Source organism: Pseudarthrobacter sp. MOO14 (genome assembly GCF_058267675.1).
Map to the genome: position 1 here is coordinate 1551997 of NZ_CM177849.1, position 15151 is coordinate 1567147.

Below are 15151 nucleotides of genomic sequence, written 5' to 3' on the forward strand. Positions count from 1 at the left end.
GATCAGGCCCCGTTGTAGAGCTTCACGATGTTGTCCACCGTGGTCTTGGCGTCCTGGCCGCCGGAGAGCATCTTGACGGTCTCCTCCCGGAGCGGATCGCCGGAGAACGGGGTCTCGGCGTAAGCCTCGATGACCACGCGCTTGATGGCGTTGTCCCCCTTCGCCTGGTTGCCGGCGATTTGCTTTTGGTAAAGCTCGAACGATGCCTGCTGGAACGGGTAGTCCACCTTCAGGTCCTTGACCGGCAGGTAGCCGCCGGTCTTGGCGAACTCGGTGTAGTTGGCGTCGTTGTAGAACCAGTCAATGAACTTCCTGGCTTCCTCATCTGCGCCGGTGTCTTTGAAGGCGACCATGAATCCGCCGCCGAGGTTGGTGGCGTTGACGTCCTTCTTGGGCAGCGGAACGGACAGCCATTCGAAGTCCTTGATGTTCTTGTTGAAATCCGCCACCTGCCAGCTGCCGGAGTAGTAGGCGGCCACCTGGCCGCTCTTGAACATGGCGTTGCCGTCCTCGCCGCTGAGCCAGACGGACTTGGGCATGGTCTGGTCGTCGTTGATCTTCTTGAAGTACTCCAGGGTCTCCACGGCTTTGCTGTCGCCGGTGTACTTGCCGTTTTCCTTGGCGAAGGCGGTGCTGCCGAATTCGTACATCATGGCGCGCAGCCGGTGGCCGGAGCGGTCCATCACCACGCCGTACTTGGCGCCTGCCTTCTCGCGGACCTGGTTCACGGCTGCGATGAACTCATCCCAGGTCCAGGTGGTGTCGATCGACGTCGGGAAGGCGACGCCCGCCTTGGTGAACAAGCTCTTGTTGATGAAGAGCCCCACGGCGGTGAGGTCGGAGGGGATGGCGGGGATAATGCCGTCCGGCGATTGCTGCAGGAAGTTGGGATCGATGTTGTGGGATTTGGCGATGTCCGTGAGGTCCTGGAGCTGGTTGGCCCACAGCGGGTCGAGGCCGGTGACGCGGGCCAGCGCCGGAAGGTCGTTCGCAGTGGCCGCGTTCTTCAGCTTGGTGGTGATGTCCGCGGTGGGGACGTCGACAACCTCGATGGTGATCCCGGTGGCTTCCTTGTACTTCTTGGCGGCGGCGGCGAACGCACCGCCCTGGTTGGTGTCGCCGGACAGGATAAGCTGCAGCGTCTTGGCGCCGCCATCCGAGGAGCTCCCTCCCCCTCCTCCACTGCAGGCGGTGAGGCCGGCAGCCAGGGCCGACAGTCCGAAGGCCGTCAGCCCAAACTGGCGGCGGGTAATGCTGGAGATTCTTGTCGTCTCTGACAATGCTCTGTCCTGTCTCTCGCGATAGCGGGGAAAACCCTTTCCGCTAGAAACTGTGACCTATGTCATGACATATTGTCAAGAATACTTTTGACGGCGTCAGGATAGGCCGCCCACCCGCGTCAGCCCCTTCCCCAACTCCGCCGCCGCCCTTACCGTGGACGGATGGGACTGAATATCCAAATCGTGATCGACTCGTCAAACCCGCATGAGCTCGCCGACTGGTGGGCCGAAACCTTGCAGTGGGCGGTGGAACCACAGGATGCCGGCTTCATCCGTTCCATGATCGAGCAGGGCTACGCCACCGGGGACCAGACCATAACGCACCGCGGAAACCTCGTGTGGAAGGACGGCGCCGCCATCCGGCCCCCCGAGGAAATAGAAGCCAAAGCCCCCGCGCGTCGCATGCTCTTCCAGACCGCCCCCGAGCAGAAAACCGTGAAAAACCGCGTCCACTGGGACGTGCGGCTGGACGGCCGGGACAAGGACGAGGTGCGGGGCGAACTCGAGGCGCGAGGCGCCACTTTCCTGTGGACGGCCGGGCAAGGGCCGCATTCCTGGCACACCATGGCGGACCCCGAGGGCAACGAGTTCTGCATCAGCTGACGCCGATTACTAGACTTGGACGGTGAGCAACCAGATCCCCGCCCCGGTGTCCGACATCTTCGATCCCACGCGCTGGCGGGTGGTTTCCGGCTTCGAGGACTTCCAGGACATGACCTACCACCGGCAGGTGGAGCGGGATTCCGACGGCAGCTGGGTGCGTGACCTGCCCACGGTCCGCATCGCATTCAACCGGCCGGAGGTCCGCAACGCGTTCCGCCCAGGCACCGTGGATGAGCTGTACCGCGCCATGGACCACGCCCGCATGACCCCGGACGTTGCCACCGTGCTGCTCACCGGCAACGGCCCCTCCCCCAAAGACGGCGGCCACTCCTTCTGCTCGGGCGGCGACCAGCGGATCCGGGGCCGGGACGGCTATCGGTACGTAGTACAAAACACAGCCGACGGCGAGACCAAGGAGACCATCGACCCCGCCCGTGCCGGACGGCTCCACATCCTCGAAGTCCAGCGACTCATGCGGACCATGCCCAAGGTGGTCATCGCCGTCGTCAACGGCTGGGCGGCCGGCGGCGGGCACTCGCTGCACGTCGTCTCAGACCTCACCATCGCGTCCCGGCAGCACGGCAAGTTCAAACAGACCGACGCCACGGTAGGCAGTTTCGACGCCGGCTACGGTTCGGCTCTGCTGGCGCGGCAGGTGGGCCAAAAGGCCGCCCGCGAAATCTTCTTCCTCGCCCGCGAATATTCCGCTGAGGACATGGTTCGGATGGGCGCCGTAAACGAGGCTGTAGACCACGCGCGGCTGGAGGAAGTGGCGCTGGAATACGCGGCGGACATCGCCCGGCAGTCGCCCCAGGCCATCCGCATGCTGAAGTTTGCCTTCAACCTGGCCGACGACGGCCTGGCGGGCCAGCAGGTGTTTGCCGGCGAGGCGACCCGGCTGGCCTACATGACCGACGAGGCCGTGGAAGGAAAGGAAGCCTTCCTGCAAAAACGCGACCCCGACTGGTCACGCTTCCCGCACTATTTCTAAGAAGGGACGGCAATGAACAGCGACGAATCACCGGCCGCCGGCACCGGCGGCCCCCTCAACATCGAACCGGCCCTGAAAGCCCTCGCGGCCGCCCTCCACGGCGAGGGCCCCGCCGTCGAACTCTCCGTCGGGGCAGACGGGGCACTGGTGGTGGGGCACGTGGAAACCCCCGGCTGCGACGACGCCGTGGCCGTGGTCCGCACGTCCGGATCCACCGGTACCCCCAAGGCGACGCTGCTGACGGTGGAGTCCCTGGCGGCCTCGTCCATGGCCACGGCGCTGCGGCTCAAGGGAGAGGGGCAGTGGTTGCTGGCCCTCCCCGTGCAGTTCGTTGCCGGAATCCAGGTGCTGGTGCGGTCCCTGTTCGCCGGGACCCGCCCCTGGGTCATGGACATGTCCGGCGGCTTCACGCCGGAGGCCTTCACCGCCGCAGCGCTGGAACTGACAGACAAAATCCGCTTCACCTCCCTGGTTCCCACCCAGCTCCAGCGGCTCCTGGATGACCCGTCGCCGGAAACCCTCGCGGTGCTCCGCCGGTTCAACGCCATCCTGCTGGGCGGGGCCCCGGCGCCGCAGTCCCTGCTGGCAGCTGCCCGGGACGCCGGCGTGCGGGTGATCACCACCTACGGTTCCGCCGAAACCTCCGGCGGCTGCATCTACGACGGCTACCCCTTGGAAGGCGTCTCTGTCCGGGTGGCCGCGGACGGCCGGATCCTCCTGGGCGGGGACACGGTGGCGGCCGGCTACATCGAGGCACCGGATGAAGAAACCGGGACGTTCTTCGAGGAGGACGGCGTGCGCTGGTACCGCACCAGCGACCTCGGCTCCATCAACGACGACGGCCGCCTCACTGTGCTGGGCCGGGCCGACGACGTCATCATCACCGGCGGCATCAAGGTTTCCGCCGCGCACGTGCAGGAGCAGTTGGAACAGTCCGACGCCGTCTCCTCGGCGTTCGTTGCCGGCGTTCCCTCCGCGGAATGGGGCCAGGCCGTGGCCGCCTACGTGGCCCTTGCCGGGGACGGCGCTTCCGGGCACGAAGCCGCGGACTCCGCCGTCGTGCTCCAACAACAGTGGCAACAGCAACTGGGGGTCCTGGCACCCAAGACCGTCCTCACCGCACCGGAGCTGCGGATGCTGCCAAACGGCAAACCCGACCGGCTCGCCATGACCGCGGAACTCAGTGCCCTGCACGAGGGAAAGTAGAGTGGACCTGCACCACCGCGGCGGGTGCGCCCGCTCCATCCTGCCGTCATATCGAAACAACACGAGGTACTAACCGTGGCCACAGCCGCCCAATGGATCCAAGGCGCCCGACTCCGGACACTTCCGGCAGCGATCGCGCCGGTGCTGATCGGCACCGCCGCCGCCTACGAAATGGACTCGTTCCTGCTGCCCAACGCCATCCTCGCGGCCCTGGTGGCACTCCTGCTGCAAGTTGGCGTGAACTTCGCCAACGACTACTCGGACGGCATCCGCGGTACCGACGACGACCGCGTCGGGCCGTTGCGGCTGGTGGGCTCGGGCGCCGCCAAGCCTGAGCATGTGAAGTGGGCCGCGTTCGGCACGTTTGCCCTGGCCATGGTGTTCGGCCTGGCCCTGGTGGTCCTGACCCAGGCGTGGTGGCTGATCCTGGTGGGGCTGGGCTGCGTCATGGCCGCCTGGGGCTACACGGGCGGCAAGAACCCCTACGGCTACATGGGCCTCGGTGACCTGTTCGTCTTCGTGTTCTTTGGCCTGGTGGCCACTTTGGGTACCACCTACACCCAGGCCGGGCACATCAGCCTGCCGGCAGTCATCGGCGCGATCGGCACCGGGCTGATCGCCACCGCACTCCTGATGGCCAACAACGTCAGGGACATCCCCACGGACATGCAGGCCGGCAAGAAGACCCTCGCCGTGCGGCTCGGAGACAAGCATGCGCGCGAAAGCTACGTCCTGATGCTGGCCGTCGCCATCCTGCTGGTGGTGATCCTGGCCCCTGGCCGGCCATGGATCCTGATTGTGCTGCTGCTCATCCCGGCCTGCCTGATGCCGGCCTGGCTGATGATCAACGGGCGCAAGCGCAAGAGCCTGATCCCGGTCCTTAAGCAGACCGGGCTGATCAACCTCGGCTACAGCATTTTGTTCTCACTGGGGCTGATCCTCAGCCACGGGTTCTAGGCGTTCTTTTTGCCCTTGGCATTGTTGATGGTGATGTCGGGGTTGGCATCGAGGAGGGCGTCCTCGGCGTTCGCGTCCTGGATTTCCCCGGCCGAGCGAAGCGGCTTGGCCTTTCCGGAAAAGCGGTGCTGCAGGGCTGCGGTGGCAGCGTCCCGCTGCTTCTGGAAGAACAGGTAGCTGATGGCGAAGGCAATGACCGCGGCGCAGACCACGGACATCAACACCCCGACCTGCAGGAACGCGAACAGGACGAAAAGGGGCACGAAGATCGCGAGCCGGATCAGGGAATATTTCAAAAAGGCCACTATTCAAGTTTAGCCGCCTCCGCCCGCGGCCCCTGCGCGTCCTGACGATAGACTTGATGGCATGCTCTTCCGTGTGGCTTTGGCCGTCGCAGTCCTCGTCATCTTTGTGTATGGCCTGGTGGACGTGATCCGTACCGAGGGCCGCCTGACCCGGGGCATTTCCAAACCGGCGTGGATTATCGTCCAGATCATCCTGCCCGTCCTGGGCGCCATCCTGTGGTTGCTGATCGGCAGGCCGCGCGGCACAGCGCAGCCCCGGCCGAGCTACCCCCACCCCACCGCTCCTGACGACGATCCCGACTTCCTCCGCAACCTGGAGGCCCGGCGCCGTAACCAGGCCGAGGCTGAGCGGCTCAAGAAGCTCAAGGATGAACTGGATGCCAAGGCCAAGGACGACGACCGGAAACCCAGGCACGACACCGACGAACACGATACCGACGGACTGAAATAGGGGCCATGACGTCCCCGCCCGGAGGAGACGAGCAGCGTCTGTCCCATCCTCCACCTCGGCCGGGGATGTCCTGGTCCGCACCGCCGCCCATCCCGGCCACCCCTTCCCTGCCCGGCACGGTCAGGACTGCACGCACCCTCTGGGTCCTCAGCTTCCTCGCCGGGCTTACCGTGCTGGCCGGCTCGTTCGTGGCCCGCGATTCGAACCTGCACCGCCTCCGCGCCGTGGTGGCGGACACAGCGGCCCGCAACGGCATGGCGCCCGCAGGTACCGCGGCGGAGATCGTCTTTTGGGGAAGCATGGGCGCCCTGCTGCTGGCCACGCTCCTGGAGGCGGTGGCCTTGGCTGCTGTGCTGGCCCGCAGGGCCTGGGCACGTTGGGTCCTTCTTACGCTGCTGGCCAGCCACTTGCCCGTGCTGCTGCTGGCGTCCGTTTTCCTGGTCCCCACCGGCGCGGCCGGCAGCTATGTGGTGATGCTGTGGGTGGCCGGAATGGCCCTGGCGTTCGGCGGACTGGTGCTGCTGTTCCTGCCGCCGGCCGGCGCCTGGCTGCGGCGAGGACGCTCCCTAGGCTGACCGCGGCTGGCGTTGCCGGCCGGAGCTCCCGGCCACCACGCCCTCGCAGCTGCGGATCACCACCCGGCATGCCTCCGCGGCCGGCCTTCCGGTCAGGGGGCTCTCGGCCACCCCGCGCCAGCGTGCCAGGTACCGACGGGCCTCGGCCGCCAGCACCTCGGGGCTGGACCCGGCGTCCAGGCCCAGCCGCACCCAGGAGGCCGCGCCGTTGCCGCCGACCAGCCGTTCAGCTTCCGCACTCAGTTCCGAAGGCAGGTCCACGCCCGTGGTCCGCAACACCGCGAGCAACTGGAGCTCCCGGAACTCGTGGGCGTTTGCCTGGAGCCGTTCCAGGGCGGCCGCCAGGCGCTCCGTCCCCTCGCGGGGGCGGCTGGCCAGGAGGTTCTCCACTGCCGCCAGCGCGGTCCTGGCCTTCAGCGCCTCGGACCGCGCCTGGAACTGGCGGTCCAGCACATCCAGCAGCGGATCCAGTCCGCTGCGCCGGGCAAGCTCGTAGGCGAGGGGTGTGGCTTCGGTAAACCCGTTCCGGATAAGGACCGAAGCCAGCCGGATGCCAAAGAGCCCGTAACGCTCCAGGAGGCCCGTCCGTGCCTCCTCCGTCAGTCCCGCGGGCTCGGTGGACCGGCGGAACCTGTCGGCGGAAAGCAGCATCCTTTCACGGACGGTCCGGTCAAGGCCTGCCAGCATGCGCAGGGCCTCGAAGTCCGCCTGGCGGAGGGTGCGGGCACTTTGGGCCAGGAGTCCGGCCACGGGGACCACCGCCAGCGCCAGTTTCCGCAGGTTGGGGTCTTGGCTGTACCTCTCCGCGATGCTGCCGGCGGAAATCAGGGAGTCAATCCGGCCGGCCCCGACTTCATCTGCACGGGACAGCACCGCAATGGCATTGACCGTGCCGGAGCGCCCGGCCCGGGTGTCATGGAAGGATTCGAGGAACCGGAGGTCTGACGCGTGCAGGTGGCGCATCAGGTAGATGACGGCGTCAGCTTCCGACGCCGAATCCTCCGGGGTGAGGAACGCCAGGCTCCGTGCCGACACGTCCCGGGACAGGGATGCGATCCCCGGGGTGTCGATCAGGGTCATGCCCTGCAGTGCCGGTGCCGGCCATTCGACCTCGAGCCTTTCCACTTCCTCCGCTTGCATCCCGTCCAGGACGAAGACCAGGCGACCGTCCACGCGTTTCAGCGGCAGGTTCCGCCGCTCCCCATTGACGGGGTGCAGCGTAATGCGCGGCGTGGGTCCGTGCCGGTACCACGTGACGATTTTGGTGCATTCGCCGGTGTCCGTGGGAGCGATTTCTTCACCGATGATGGCGTTCAGGAGGGTGGACTTCCCTGCCTTGACCATGCCCGCCACGGCGATCCTGAGCGGCTCGGCGAGCCGCCGGGCATAGCCCTGCAGCATCCCGGCGGCTTCCCGGTCGTCGCGGTAGGCCTCCAGGGTGTCCCGGATGAGCTTCGCCGCCCCGGCCATGGTGGCCGCTGTCATCCCACCCCCGCGGCGGTGCGGACGCCGGAGGCGCTTACCTCGGCGGCTATGGCTTCGGCGGCCCGATGCAATGCCTCCACCTTCTTGAGCTCGGTCCTGATGTCCCGGATGCGGCCTTCCTTCTCCTGGGCATAGGAGTTGGCGGCCTTTTGGGCTGCCGCCACGGAGTCAGACAGGGAGCGGTGGTATTCGTCGGCGATTTCAGTGAAGTGGTCCCGCGTGGTCCGCTGGACCAGGCGAAGCCTGTCCTTGAGTTGCTTTCCCACCTGGAACGTCACGTCGTCGAGTTGGCGCCTGACCAGGGTTTTGGCTTCGCCCTGGCGGCGTTTCAGCCGCGCTTCCTTGTCTTCCCGGTAGGCCTTGCGTCCCAGCAGCAGGCCGGCTCCTACGGAGAGCGGATTGATCAGGGCCATCCCGAATATCCCGGTGAGGAGGCCGAACATCAGCACGCCACCGTAGGACCCGCGCATGCCGATCAGGACCTTCTGGACCGGGTTCACCCGGCCGGGATCCAACCCGGGCATCTGGTCCACCGGGTCGAGGGCGTCCCCCGCGTCGGAGACGTGCAGGACGGGCAAGGACACCTCGTCCGCGGCAAAGTGCTCTGCCACCTGGGCCGCGAGCCATTGGGACCGTTCGCTGGTCCAGACGAACGTGTCGGAAACTGCTGCGGCAACGCATTCTTCGAGCCACTGGGAGAACTCGGTCCAGACCGGCCCGGGATCGCCTTGGTCGATCGCGGCCTCGGCTTCGCGTTGGATCCGGCGCAGGCGGTCCCTAAGGTCGTACTCCATGTCGGCAATGAGGTCGTTGATGCCGTCACTGAGGGTCAGCTGCCAGCGCGCGGAGCGTTTCCGCAGTTCGTCGGCTTCGGCTTTGGCCTGTTCCAGCGCCTCGAGCATGTGCGGGGTCCCGTCCGGATTCTCCAGGGCCTCCAGCTCGGATTGGAGGGACAACCGGAGGTTCGCCGTGACCGAGAGCAGGTCCTGGCTGACGGAGCGCCGCTGGAGGCGCTGGGCCTTCGCAACGACCTCATTGCGCAGGTGCGCTACCAGGCCGGGATAGCCGGATTCGGCGTTGAGCTCATTGTCCTGGAGCCGCGAGGCCTCCAGCCGTAGGTCTGCGGACACGGGGAACAGCGGAATGTCCGGTGCCACGTGGTCAAGGTGGGCCCTGTCCAACGCCTCCACGCGCCGCCAGTCCGGGTAGAGGTCTGTCTTGGAGAGCACCGCTGCCACGCTGGGAGTGATCCGCATGGCCTTTCGCAGGAAGCGGAGTTCGGGTTCGGTGTATTCCTGGGACGCATCCGAGACCAGCAGCACGGCGTCGGCCGTAGGCAGTGCGGTAAGCGTCGTCAGCGTGTGGGTCGACCCCATGCCGCCCACACCCGGGGAGTCGATGATGGTGAGGCCGCCGGTCAGGACCCGCCTGGGCAGGTAAACCTCTGCGGCGGTCAGCTTCCTGCTGTTGCCCGGGTTGCCTTGCTCGGAGACGAGCGCAGGCAGCTCCGCCAGGTCCACTGGACGGCGTTCGAGGCCTTCTTCCCCGCCGTCGGGAGTGCCGGCCGCGGGAACCAGGATGGCGGCAGACGCCGGATCCCCGTACCGGACAGCTGTGGGAACAGACGTGGCAATGTCATCGTCCACCGGACACACGGGGGCGTTCACCAGGGCATTGATGAGCTTGCTCTTGCCCTGTTTGAACTCCCCCACCACAATCACCCTGATGCTTGGATCCTGCAACCGGCCCACAGCCTGCTCCAGCCTCTTCCGCAGGTCCGGGCGGTCCCCGCTCCCCACCAGCTGCAAGCCCTGCTCAACCAGCTTCATCAGCTGGCCCGCCGTCATGGGGTCAACGGGCCTTGCGGGTCCTGCTTCTGCCACGGCGCGTCCTTCGTTCCAGTACCCAATGTCCCGGGCGGGAGGTGGACGCCTCCTGCCCGCCGGTTTACCTTTCCGGCACCAGCGTGTTACAGCCCGGCTGAGTCGTCAACCACCGGAACGTCGATGATGTGGTGGGCCTCCAGGTCCGCATCAGGGTGGGCCGGGTTATCCTCGGCGAAATCGAGCTGGCTGTCCCCGACCAGGCTGGTGGCCGCGTTGTCCTGGAAGGGGTCGTCCGGGTGTGCATTCAGCGCCATGGCCCCATGTCCGGCGGGATCGCTGTACGGACCGCCGGCAGGGGAGAACAGGCCGGCCTCCAGGGCGTGGCCGGAATGCCCGGGTTCCTCGGCGGATGAATCATCCGGGTCGAGGCCGGGACCGGCGGCCAGGGAGCCGGACAGCCCGCCGTGATCGTCCCAGGGGCCGTTCGCCGCATCGGCGTCCCCGGGACCTGCGTCCCCAATACCTGGAGACCCAATGGCGGCGTCGCCGAACACGGCTGGGGCATGGGCTGAGGCCGCGGCCGCGTGGTCACCCGGTGCCACCGCAAGCTCGTTGTCGAACCACTGTTCCGCGTCCCCGTGGGCCCAGACGTTCTGTGGCGCGGATTGGCCTGCGATGGTGGCCCGCTCATCGACGATGGTGGCGCCGGCGGTGTGGGAGAAATGGTCCACCACGTGGTGGAGCTGCTGGACTGCGTAGGCGTGGTCGTCAGGGTCGTGGGCAGTACCGCCGTAGCCCGCGCCATGGCCGCCGGGCCCTGCCGCCGGGCCCGCGGGACCGGTCCACGGGCCGTTACCGCCGCTGCTGTAGCTCCGCTCGAACGAGGAAGCGTTGACCGTGATGGGGGCGTAGTCGAGGACAACAGGCATGGCGGCGTCGACATCGGCCGAACATACGTTGCCCAATCCGTGGTCCGCCAACGCCCGTTCCGGGTTGTCCAGGAACGCCTGGACTGCTTCCCGGTCGCCGAAGAGTTTCATGAGGAACTGCACGAGGTCGTTCGCGAGTGTTGGCATCTGCCTGCTCCTCACATCTTCTTCGAGTTTCGGAATCGACGGGTGCAGGACCCGGCCTGGTTCAAACCTAGGTTCGCAGCCGTGCACGGGGCATCGGGCTCATTCCCCCTAACGGCGGGCCTGGATGCGGGGTTCGGGCACCCCCGCCGCTAGGGGCATTAGGGGTTTCATTCCTGCCGCGGATGCAGGTGCTGGGGTTTGGCCGGCGCGGAATTGTCGGTGCCGAGGGCAAGGCGCAGGCGGGCCAGCAGGTCGGAGCGGTTCTCGGCCCCAAGCCGGCGCCTGATGCGGGCGATGTGGTGCTCCGCCGTCCGGGGCGAAATGTAGATGGACTCCCCGATCTCCCGGTACGTTTTGCCTTCCAGCACCAGCCTGGCCACTTCCTTCTCCCGCTCGCTCAGTCCCGAGGCGTCAGGCTGGCCCTTTCCGCCGGTCTCGGCGTTGGTTCCTGCCGATACCTCCGGCGTCCCGGCCGGGCCGCCCTGCGGGTGGAGGTCCCGGGCGCAGGCAAGCAGGCGCATCATGTCCCTGCGGTCCTCAGCCCGCGCGGCAGCGTGCCCGGCGAGGCGTGCCCCCTCCCATGGCATCCCCACCCCGCCCAGCAGCCTGGCCGCACCCTCCACTTCGGCGGGCCGGAACCTCCCGGCCAGCACCGAAACCCAGGCTTTGCCCGCGGCGGCCAGGATCGCGGCGAGGTGGCTGTGGGTCGAGGCCCTGGCCAGCGCCGTCGCGTGTGGGGCGAGGTCGGCGGGGCTCTCGTTCAGCAGCGCAGCCTGTACCGCGGCCCAATGCAGCGGAACGGTCCACAAGGGAGGTTCCCCCAGGCGGCCGAGCAGCTTCCACGCCTCGTCCACGTAATGCGCCACGCGGCGCGTCTCCCGCAGCCGGGACGCGGCAATGAGGAGTTCGCCCCAGGGCAGCAGGCTGTAGAGGTCCACGGATGTATGCAGCATGGCCTCGCGGGCGCGTTCCCAGGCCCGGAGGAGCTCCGGAACCTCGCCATTCCTGCGGGCCAGCCCCACGTCGAGCGCCGCACTGAGGAATTCGTCACGCGGGACCAGCGGCCAGTGGTTGATCTTGGCGGCCTCCGTGGCTGCCAGCCGCGCCTCGTCGGGTTTGTCCTGCATCATGGCCGCCCAGGCCTGGATGAGTAGGAGCCTTGGCTGGGCGGCGCTTCCTCCTTGGCCCGCCGCCACGGCTGCCCGGCATACTGTCTCGGCCAGGTGCGGCTCCCCGCTGTGCAGGGACAGCAGTGCGGCCAGTGCACCGGGTGTTTCCGGCAACGGAAGCGCCGTGCCGGCCGAGTTCAGCAGGTCCGAGGCATGGATCAGTACGGCGATTCCCTGTTGCGGTTTCTCCCCCAGGGAGGCGAGGATTCCCTCGCCGGTCTGGAGCAGTGCGGACGCGAGGAGTGTCGGGGAGGCCTGCGGGGCTCCCGGCGGGAAGAAGGCTTCCGCGCCCTTGAGGTCTCCGGTCCCCAGGATGGCGACGGCGGCCAGGGGCGCCGATGCCCCCACGCGCTCGGGGCCCAGCCAGTTGTAGGCGTCGCCGGCGCGGGCCAGCATTCCCCGCTGGGCCCACACGGAGGCGGCCACATCGACGCCGCGGCGGACGTCCGGGGGGTCTGGGCTGACCAGGAGGGTGTCGATGATCCGCGCCGCGGCGTCGAGTTCCCCGTCACCGGCTGCGGCCTGTGCGCGCCGGGCTGCAGTTGCCAGGGGATCGGCTCCGGCCAGGAGGGCCTCCTCGTAGATCTGCGAGGCGAGCCTGGGGTCATGCTGCAGCGCGGCGTCTGCGGCCTGCTCCAGTTCCATGGCTACGCGCGGATCTGCGAGGCCTCCCCGTGCCAGTTCCCGGGCAATGGTTCCGAGCGGTTGCCCTGCGGACGCGAAGACGGTTACGAGTTCCCGCTGGAGGGCATGGATCTTGGCGGTCGGGGTAACGGCCAACAGGGCGTGCCGGGCCGGGCCCACCACCGAGCCGTCCGGCATCAGCAGCCCCGCTGACTCGGCGCGGTCCACCAGGGCGTCAAGGTTGTCCGCTCCCCTGCCAACTTTGTGCTGAAGCTCTGCCGGCAGCGGACCGGGCAATGCGAAACCCACGGAAAGCGCCAGCAGCAGTTCGCGTACTGCACCGTTGGCCCCCCTCAACTGGGTGGCCACTAATTCCGCGGCATGGGGCGGGTGCCCCGGGTGCTGCTGCAGCGCAGCGTGCAGGGATCCGGGCCGTTCCACACGCTGCAGGTTCCCGTCCATATCAGGCCGCCGGGGACGTCGTCGGGGCCGTCGCCACGGCCGCATCAGTGGGCGTGGGCGTAGGGTTTGTTTCCTCGGGCGTCGGGGATGGGGCGGTGGCCGGCACGGGCGTCAGGTCTACCGATGTCGGGGACACGATGGGATCCGTGGCCGGGTCAGAAGCCCCGGTCGTGGTGGGCACCGCCGTCGAGAGCGGTGTGGGCGTGGGTGCTGCCGAGGTGGCCGGGTCGGTGGGGCTCGTGGAACCGGAAACAGGCGTGGGTTCGGTGGTGGTACTCGGCGGCGCGGTCTCCGTCGGTGTCGCGGTGTCCGACGGAGAGGCAGTTCCCGTCCCGGGGCCCGTGCTGCCGGGCGGGGCGGTATCCGGTGGCGGCGCGGGAGCCACGGTCACGGATTCAGGCACCACTCCTGTGCCGGCGGTCCCCGTCCCTGCCGGGGCACCCCCGGCCGTGGCACCATCGGCGGCGCCGGCGCCCGTAGTCGCCGCACCGCCCAGCTCCTGCTGTTTGCTGGTGGGAGAGGCGGAAACGTCCAGGCCCGCCTGCGGCGCGAGCGGCTTTTTCGCAACGGCCTCGATCCCGGCCAGCGGCTGCGGGTTCACCGCGACAGCGGCTCCCCCGGCGCCCGGGGCTTCCGTCCCTGCCGGACCGGTGGCCGTTCCCGGACCGGAAGCTCCGGTGTCGGCCCCTGCCTGCGGGACGAACATCGCAGTCAGGTTTCCCAACCCGGCCGGGCTTTGGGCGGTCGTGGCCGTGAGGACCGTCAGGATGGCGGCCGCGGCGGCGACCGCCGTGACGCGGACCGTCGGTTTCGGGGCGTGCGCACCCCTTCGGCCGCCCCGCACTCCGGGAAGCCGGCCCGTCCCCACCAAGGCCCCCGCCGTCGTCGCGTGCTGGCGTGACCAGCTGGGCCTGACTGGGGCACCGGACACGCTTGGTGCTGCGGGAACAGGGACGACGGCGGCCGGGCCCCCGGCTGCCGCGGCAACAGGCCCGGACGCGGCGGCCAGGGCCGGGGCGGCCGCTGCGTGTGCCAGGACGGCCGCCACGGCGGCCCCGAGGCAGATGGAAGATTTCGGATCGGCGTCAACCGCAATGGGCCGTCCCAGTTGTTCGGACACCAGCTGCGCCACCAGGGGAATCCGTGACGAGCCACCAATCAGGAGGACCGCGGACAGGTCCGCGGCTTCAAGGTGGAGCCTGGCCAGTGATTGTTCCAGCGCGTCCACCGTGTCCCGCACGGGGTCCTCGATCAGCGCCTCGAACTCGGCCCGCACCAGCCGCACCTGTTGCTGGACGCCGGGGAGCAGCACCGGAATGGTGGCTTCGCTGTCCGCAGAGAGGGCCTCTTTGGCCTCGACGCATTCACGCCGGAGCCGGCTCAGGGCGCCCATCACGGCGGGATCGGCGGGGTCGAGGTCCGCCAGGACAGTGCCGGTATGCTGCGCGACGTAGCGGAACACGGCGGCGTCAAAGTCCGCCCCGCCCAGGTCCTCGATGCCATCGGGGCGGCCCAAGAGCTCAAAGCGGCCGCCGCCGGACTTCCTCAGCACGGCGGTGTCGAAGGTCCCGCCGCCGAGGTCGTACACCGCGATGGTGCTTCCGTCCTCCACCCGCACTTGGGAGGCGTAGTGCAGGGCCGCAGCCTCGGGTTCGGGAAGGAGCGTGACGTTGTCCAGGCCGTGGGCGGCCAGCGCGTCGCGGATGGCGGACAGCCGGTGGATTCCCCAGGCTGCCGGGTGGGTCAGGAAGATGGCCGCCGGGAGCGCGCCTTCGCGTTCGGCCGCACGGCTGGCCACCCACCGGGCCACGGTGGCGAACACATCTTCAGGCCGTACCGCCAGGGTGCCCAGGGCGAACGGGACGTCGTCACCGACGCGCCGCTTGAACTCGCGGATGACGCGGCCGGGTGAGTCAAGGCCGCGACGCTCCGCGGCTTCCCCCACCAGGACCGGGCCCTCCTCCGGGTAGTACACAACGGAGGGCACGGACGTTCCCCGGAGGCCTAACGGCAGGCACTCCGGAAGGGGCGAAGCACCTTCGTCGAAACGGACAACGGCGGCCGCTGTGTAACTGGTTCCGACGTCGACGGCGAGAGCATAGCCCATGGGTACCTCGGAAAACTGGTGATCCGCCTGCAAA

At 68.3% G+C, this 15151-nt stretch carries 13 protein-coding genes; 6 read left to right on the top strand and 7 right to left on the bottom strand.

Annotated elements, in window-relative coordinates; all coding sequences use genetic code 11:
• Positions 1-2: 2 nt before the first annotated feature.
• Positions 3-1280, bottom strand: a complete 1278-nt coding sequence (locus AC4EEV_RS07350) for an ABC transporter substrate-binding protein (RefSeq protein WP_109045215.1) — start codon at positions 1278-1280, stop codon at positions 3-5.
• A 162-nt stretch (positions 1281-1442) separates the two neighbouring features.
• On the opposite strand from AC4EEV_RS07350, the gene AC4EEV_RS07355 reads away from it, so the two are divergent.
• The 4 genes from AC4EEV_RS07355 to AC4EEV_RS07370 all read left to right on the top strand — a co-directional run bounded on the left by AC4EEV_RS07355 (position 1443) and on the right by AC4EEV_RS07370 (position 5037).
• On the top strand, positions 1443-1883 hold the full coding sequence (locus AC4EEV_RS07355; protein WP_018761754.1) for a VOC family protein: 441 nt from the start codon (positions 1443-1445) through the stop codon (positions 1881-1883).
• Between the two features lie 22 nt (positions 1884-1905).
• Positions 1906-2874: a 1,4-dihydroxy-2-naphthoyl-CoA synthase gene (locus AC4EEV_RS07360; protein WP_491330549.1), complete on the top strand. Its 969-nt coding sequence runs from the start codon at positions 1906-1908 to the stop codon at positions 2872-2874.
• Positions 2875-2886: 12 nt separating this feature from the next.
• On the top strand, positions 2887-4080 hold the full coding sequence (locus tag AC4EEV_RS07365) for an AMP-binding protein (protein WP_491330550.1): 1194 nt from the start codon (positions 2887-2889) through the stop codon (positions 4078-4080).
• A 75-nt stretch (positions 4081-4155) separates the two neighbouring features.
• The gene (locus AC4EEV_RS07370) at positions 4156-5037 is read left to right on the top strand and encodes a 1,4-dihydroxy-2-naphthoate polyprenyltransferase (RefSeq protein ID WP_018761757.1); all 882 of its coding nucleotides are present in this window, start codon (positions 4156-4158) and stop codon (positions 5035-5037) included.
• On the opposite strand, the gene AC4EEV_RS07375 is transcribed toward AC4EEV_RS07370, so the two are convergent.
• The gene (locus AC4EEV_RS07375; RefSeq protein ID WP_018761758.1) at positions 5034-5342 is read right to left on the bottom strand and encodes a DUF4229 domain-containing protein; all 309 of its coding nucleotides are present in this window, start codon (positions 5340-5342) and stop codon (positions 5034-5036) included. The genes AC4EEV_RS07370 and AC4EEV_RS07375 overlap by 4 nt on opposite strands.
• A 61-nt stretch (positions 5343-5403) precedes the next feature.
• Here AC4EEV_RS07375 and AC4EEV_RS07380 point away from each other — a divergent pair, with 61 nt between their 5' ends.
• Together AC4EEV_RS07380 and AC4EEV_RS07385 are read left to right on the top strand one after the other, a co-directional pair.
• Positions 5404-5793 (top strand): PLD nuclease N-terminal domain-containing protein, encoded by a 390-nt coding sequence (locus AC4EEV_RS07380; RefSeq protein ID WP_018761759.1) that lies wholly within the window; start codon positions 5404-5406, stop codon positions 5791-5793.
• Between the two features lie 65 nt (positions 5794-5858).
• Positions 5859-6368: a hypothetical protein gene (locus tag AC4EEV_RS07385; RefSeq protein ID WP_491330551.1), complete on the top strand. Its 510-nt coding sequence runs from the start codon at positions 5859-5861 to the stop codon at positions 6366-6368.
• On the opposite strand, the gene AC4EEV_RS07390 is transcribed toward AC4EEV_RS07385, so the two are convergent.
• The 5 genes from AC4EEV_RS07390 to AC4EEV_RS07410 form a co-directional block, all read right to left on the bottom strand.
• Positions 6360-7853, bottom strand: a complete 1494-nt coding sequence (locus AC4EEV_RS07390; protein WP_491330552.1) for a dynamin family protein — start codon at positions 7851-7853, stop codon at positions 6360-6362. The genes AC4EEV_RS07385 and AC4EEV_RS07390 overlap by 9 nt on opposite strands.
• On the bottom strand, positions 7850-9700 hold the full coding sequence (locus AC4EEV_RS07395; protein WP_018761762.1) for a dynamin family protein: 1851 nt from the start codon (positions 9698-9700) through the stop codon (positions 7850-7852). The genes AC4EEV_RS07390 and AC4EEV_RS07395 overlap by 4 nt, the downstream gene beginning before the upstream one ends.
• Positions 9701-9822: 122 nt before the next feature.
• Positions 9823-10755, bottom strand: coding sequence for an IniB N-terminal domain-containing protein (locus tag AC4EEV_RS07400; protein WP_491330553.1), 933 nt, complete (start codon positions 10753-10755; stop codon positions 9823-9825).
• A gap of 167 nt (positions 10756-10922) precedes the next feature.
• Positions 10923-13010: a LuxR C-terminal-related transcriptional regulator gene (locus tag AC4EEV_RS07405; RefSeq protein ID WP_491330554.1), complete on the bottom strand. Its 2088-nt coding sequence runs from the start codon at positions 13008-13010 to the stop codon at positions 10923-10925.
• Position 13011: 1 nt separating this feature from the next.
• On the bottom strand, positions 13012-15117 hold the full coding sequence (locus AC4EEV_RS07410) for an Hsp70 family protein (RefSeq protein ID WP_491330555.1): 2106 nt from the start codon (positions 15115-15117) through the stop codon (positions 13012-13014).
• Positions 15118-15151 lie beyond the last annotated feature (34 nt).

Coding starts and splice junctions, on each gene's coding strand:
- AC4EEV_RS07410 (WP_491330555.1), bottom strand. CDS start 15,117: ATGGGCTATGCTCTCGCCGTCGACGTCGGAACCAGTTACACAGCGGCC.
- AC4EEV_RS07405 (WP_491330554.1), bottom strand. CDS start 13,010: ATGGACGGGAACCTGCAGCGTGTGGAACGGCCCGGATCCCTGCACGCT.
- AC4EEV_RS07380 (WP_018761759.1), top strand. CDS start 5,404: ATGCTCTTCCGTGTGGCTTTGGCCGTCGCAGTCCTCGTCATCTTTGTG.
- AC4EEV_RS07355 (WP_018761754.1), top strand. CDS start 1,443: ATGGGACTGAATATCCAAATCGTGATCGACTCGTCAAACCCGCATGAG.
- AC4EEV_RS07395 (WP_018761762.1), bottom strand. CDS start 9,700: ATGACGGCGGGCCAGCTGATGAAGCTGGTTGAGCAGGGCTTGCAGCTG.
- AC4EEV_RS07385 (WP_491330551.1), top strand. CDS start 5,859: ATGTCCTGGTCCGCACCGCCGCCCATCCCGGCCACCCCTTCCCTGCCC.
- AC4EEV_RS07390 (WP_491330552.1), bottom strand. CDS start 7,853: ATGACAGCGGCCACCATGGCCGGGGCGGCGAAGCTCATCCGGGACACC.
- AC4EEV_RS07365 (WP_491330550.1), top strand. CDS start 2,887: ATGAACAGCGACGAATCACCGGCCGCCGGCACCGGCGGCCCCCTCAAC.
- AC4EEV_RS07400 (WP_491330553.1), bottom strand. CDS start 10,755: ATGCCAACACTCGCGAACGACCTCGTGCAGTTCCTCATGAAACTCTTC.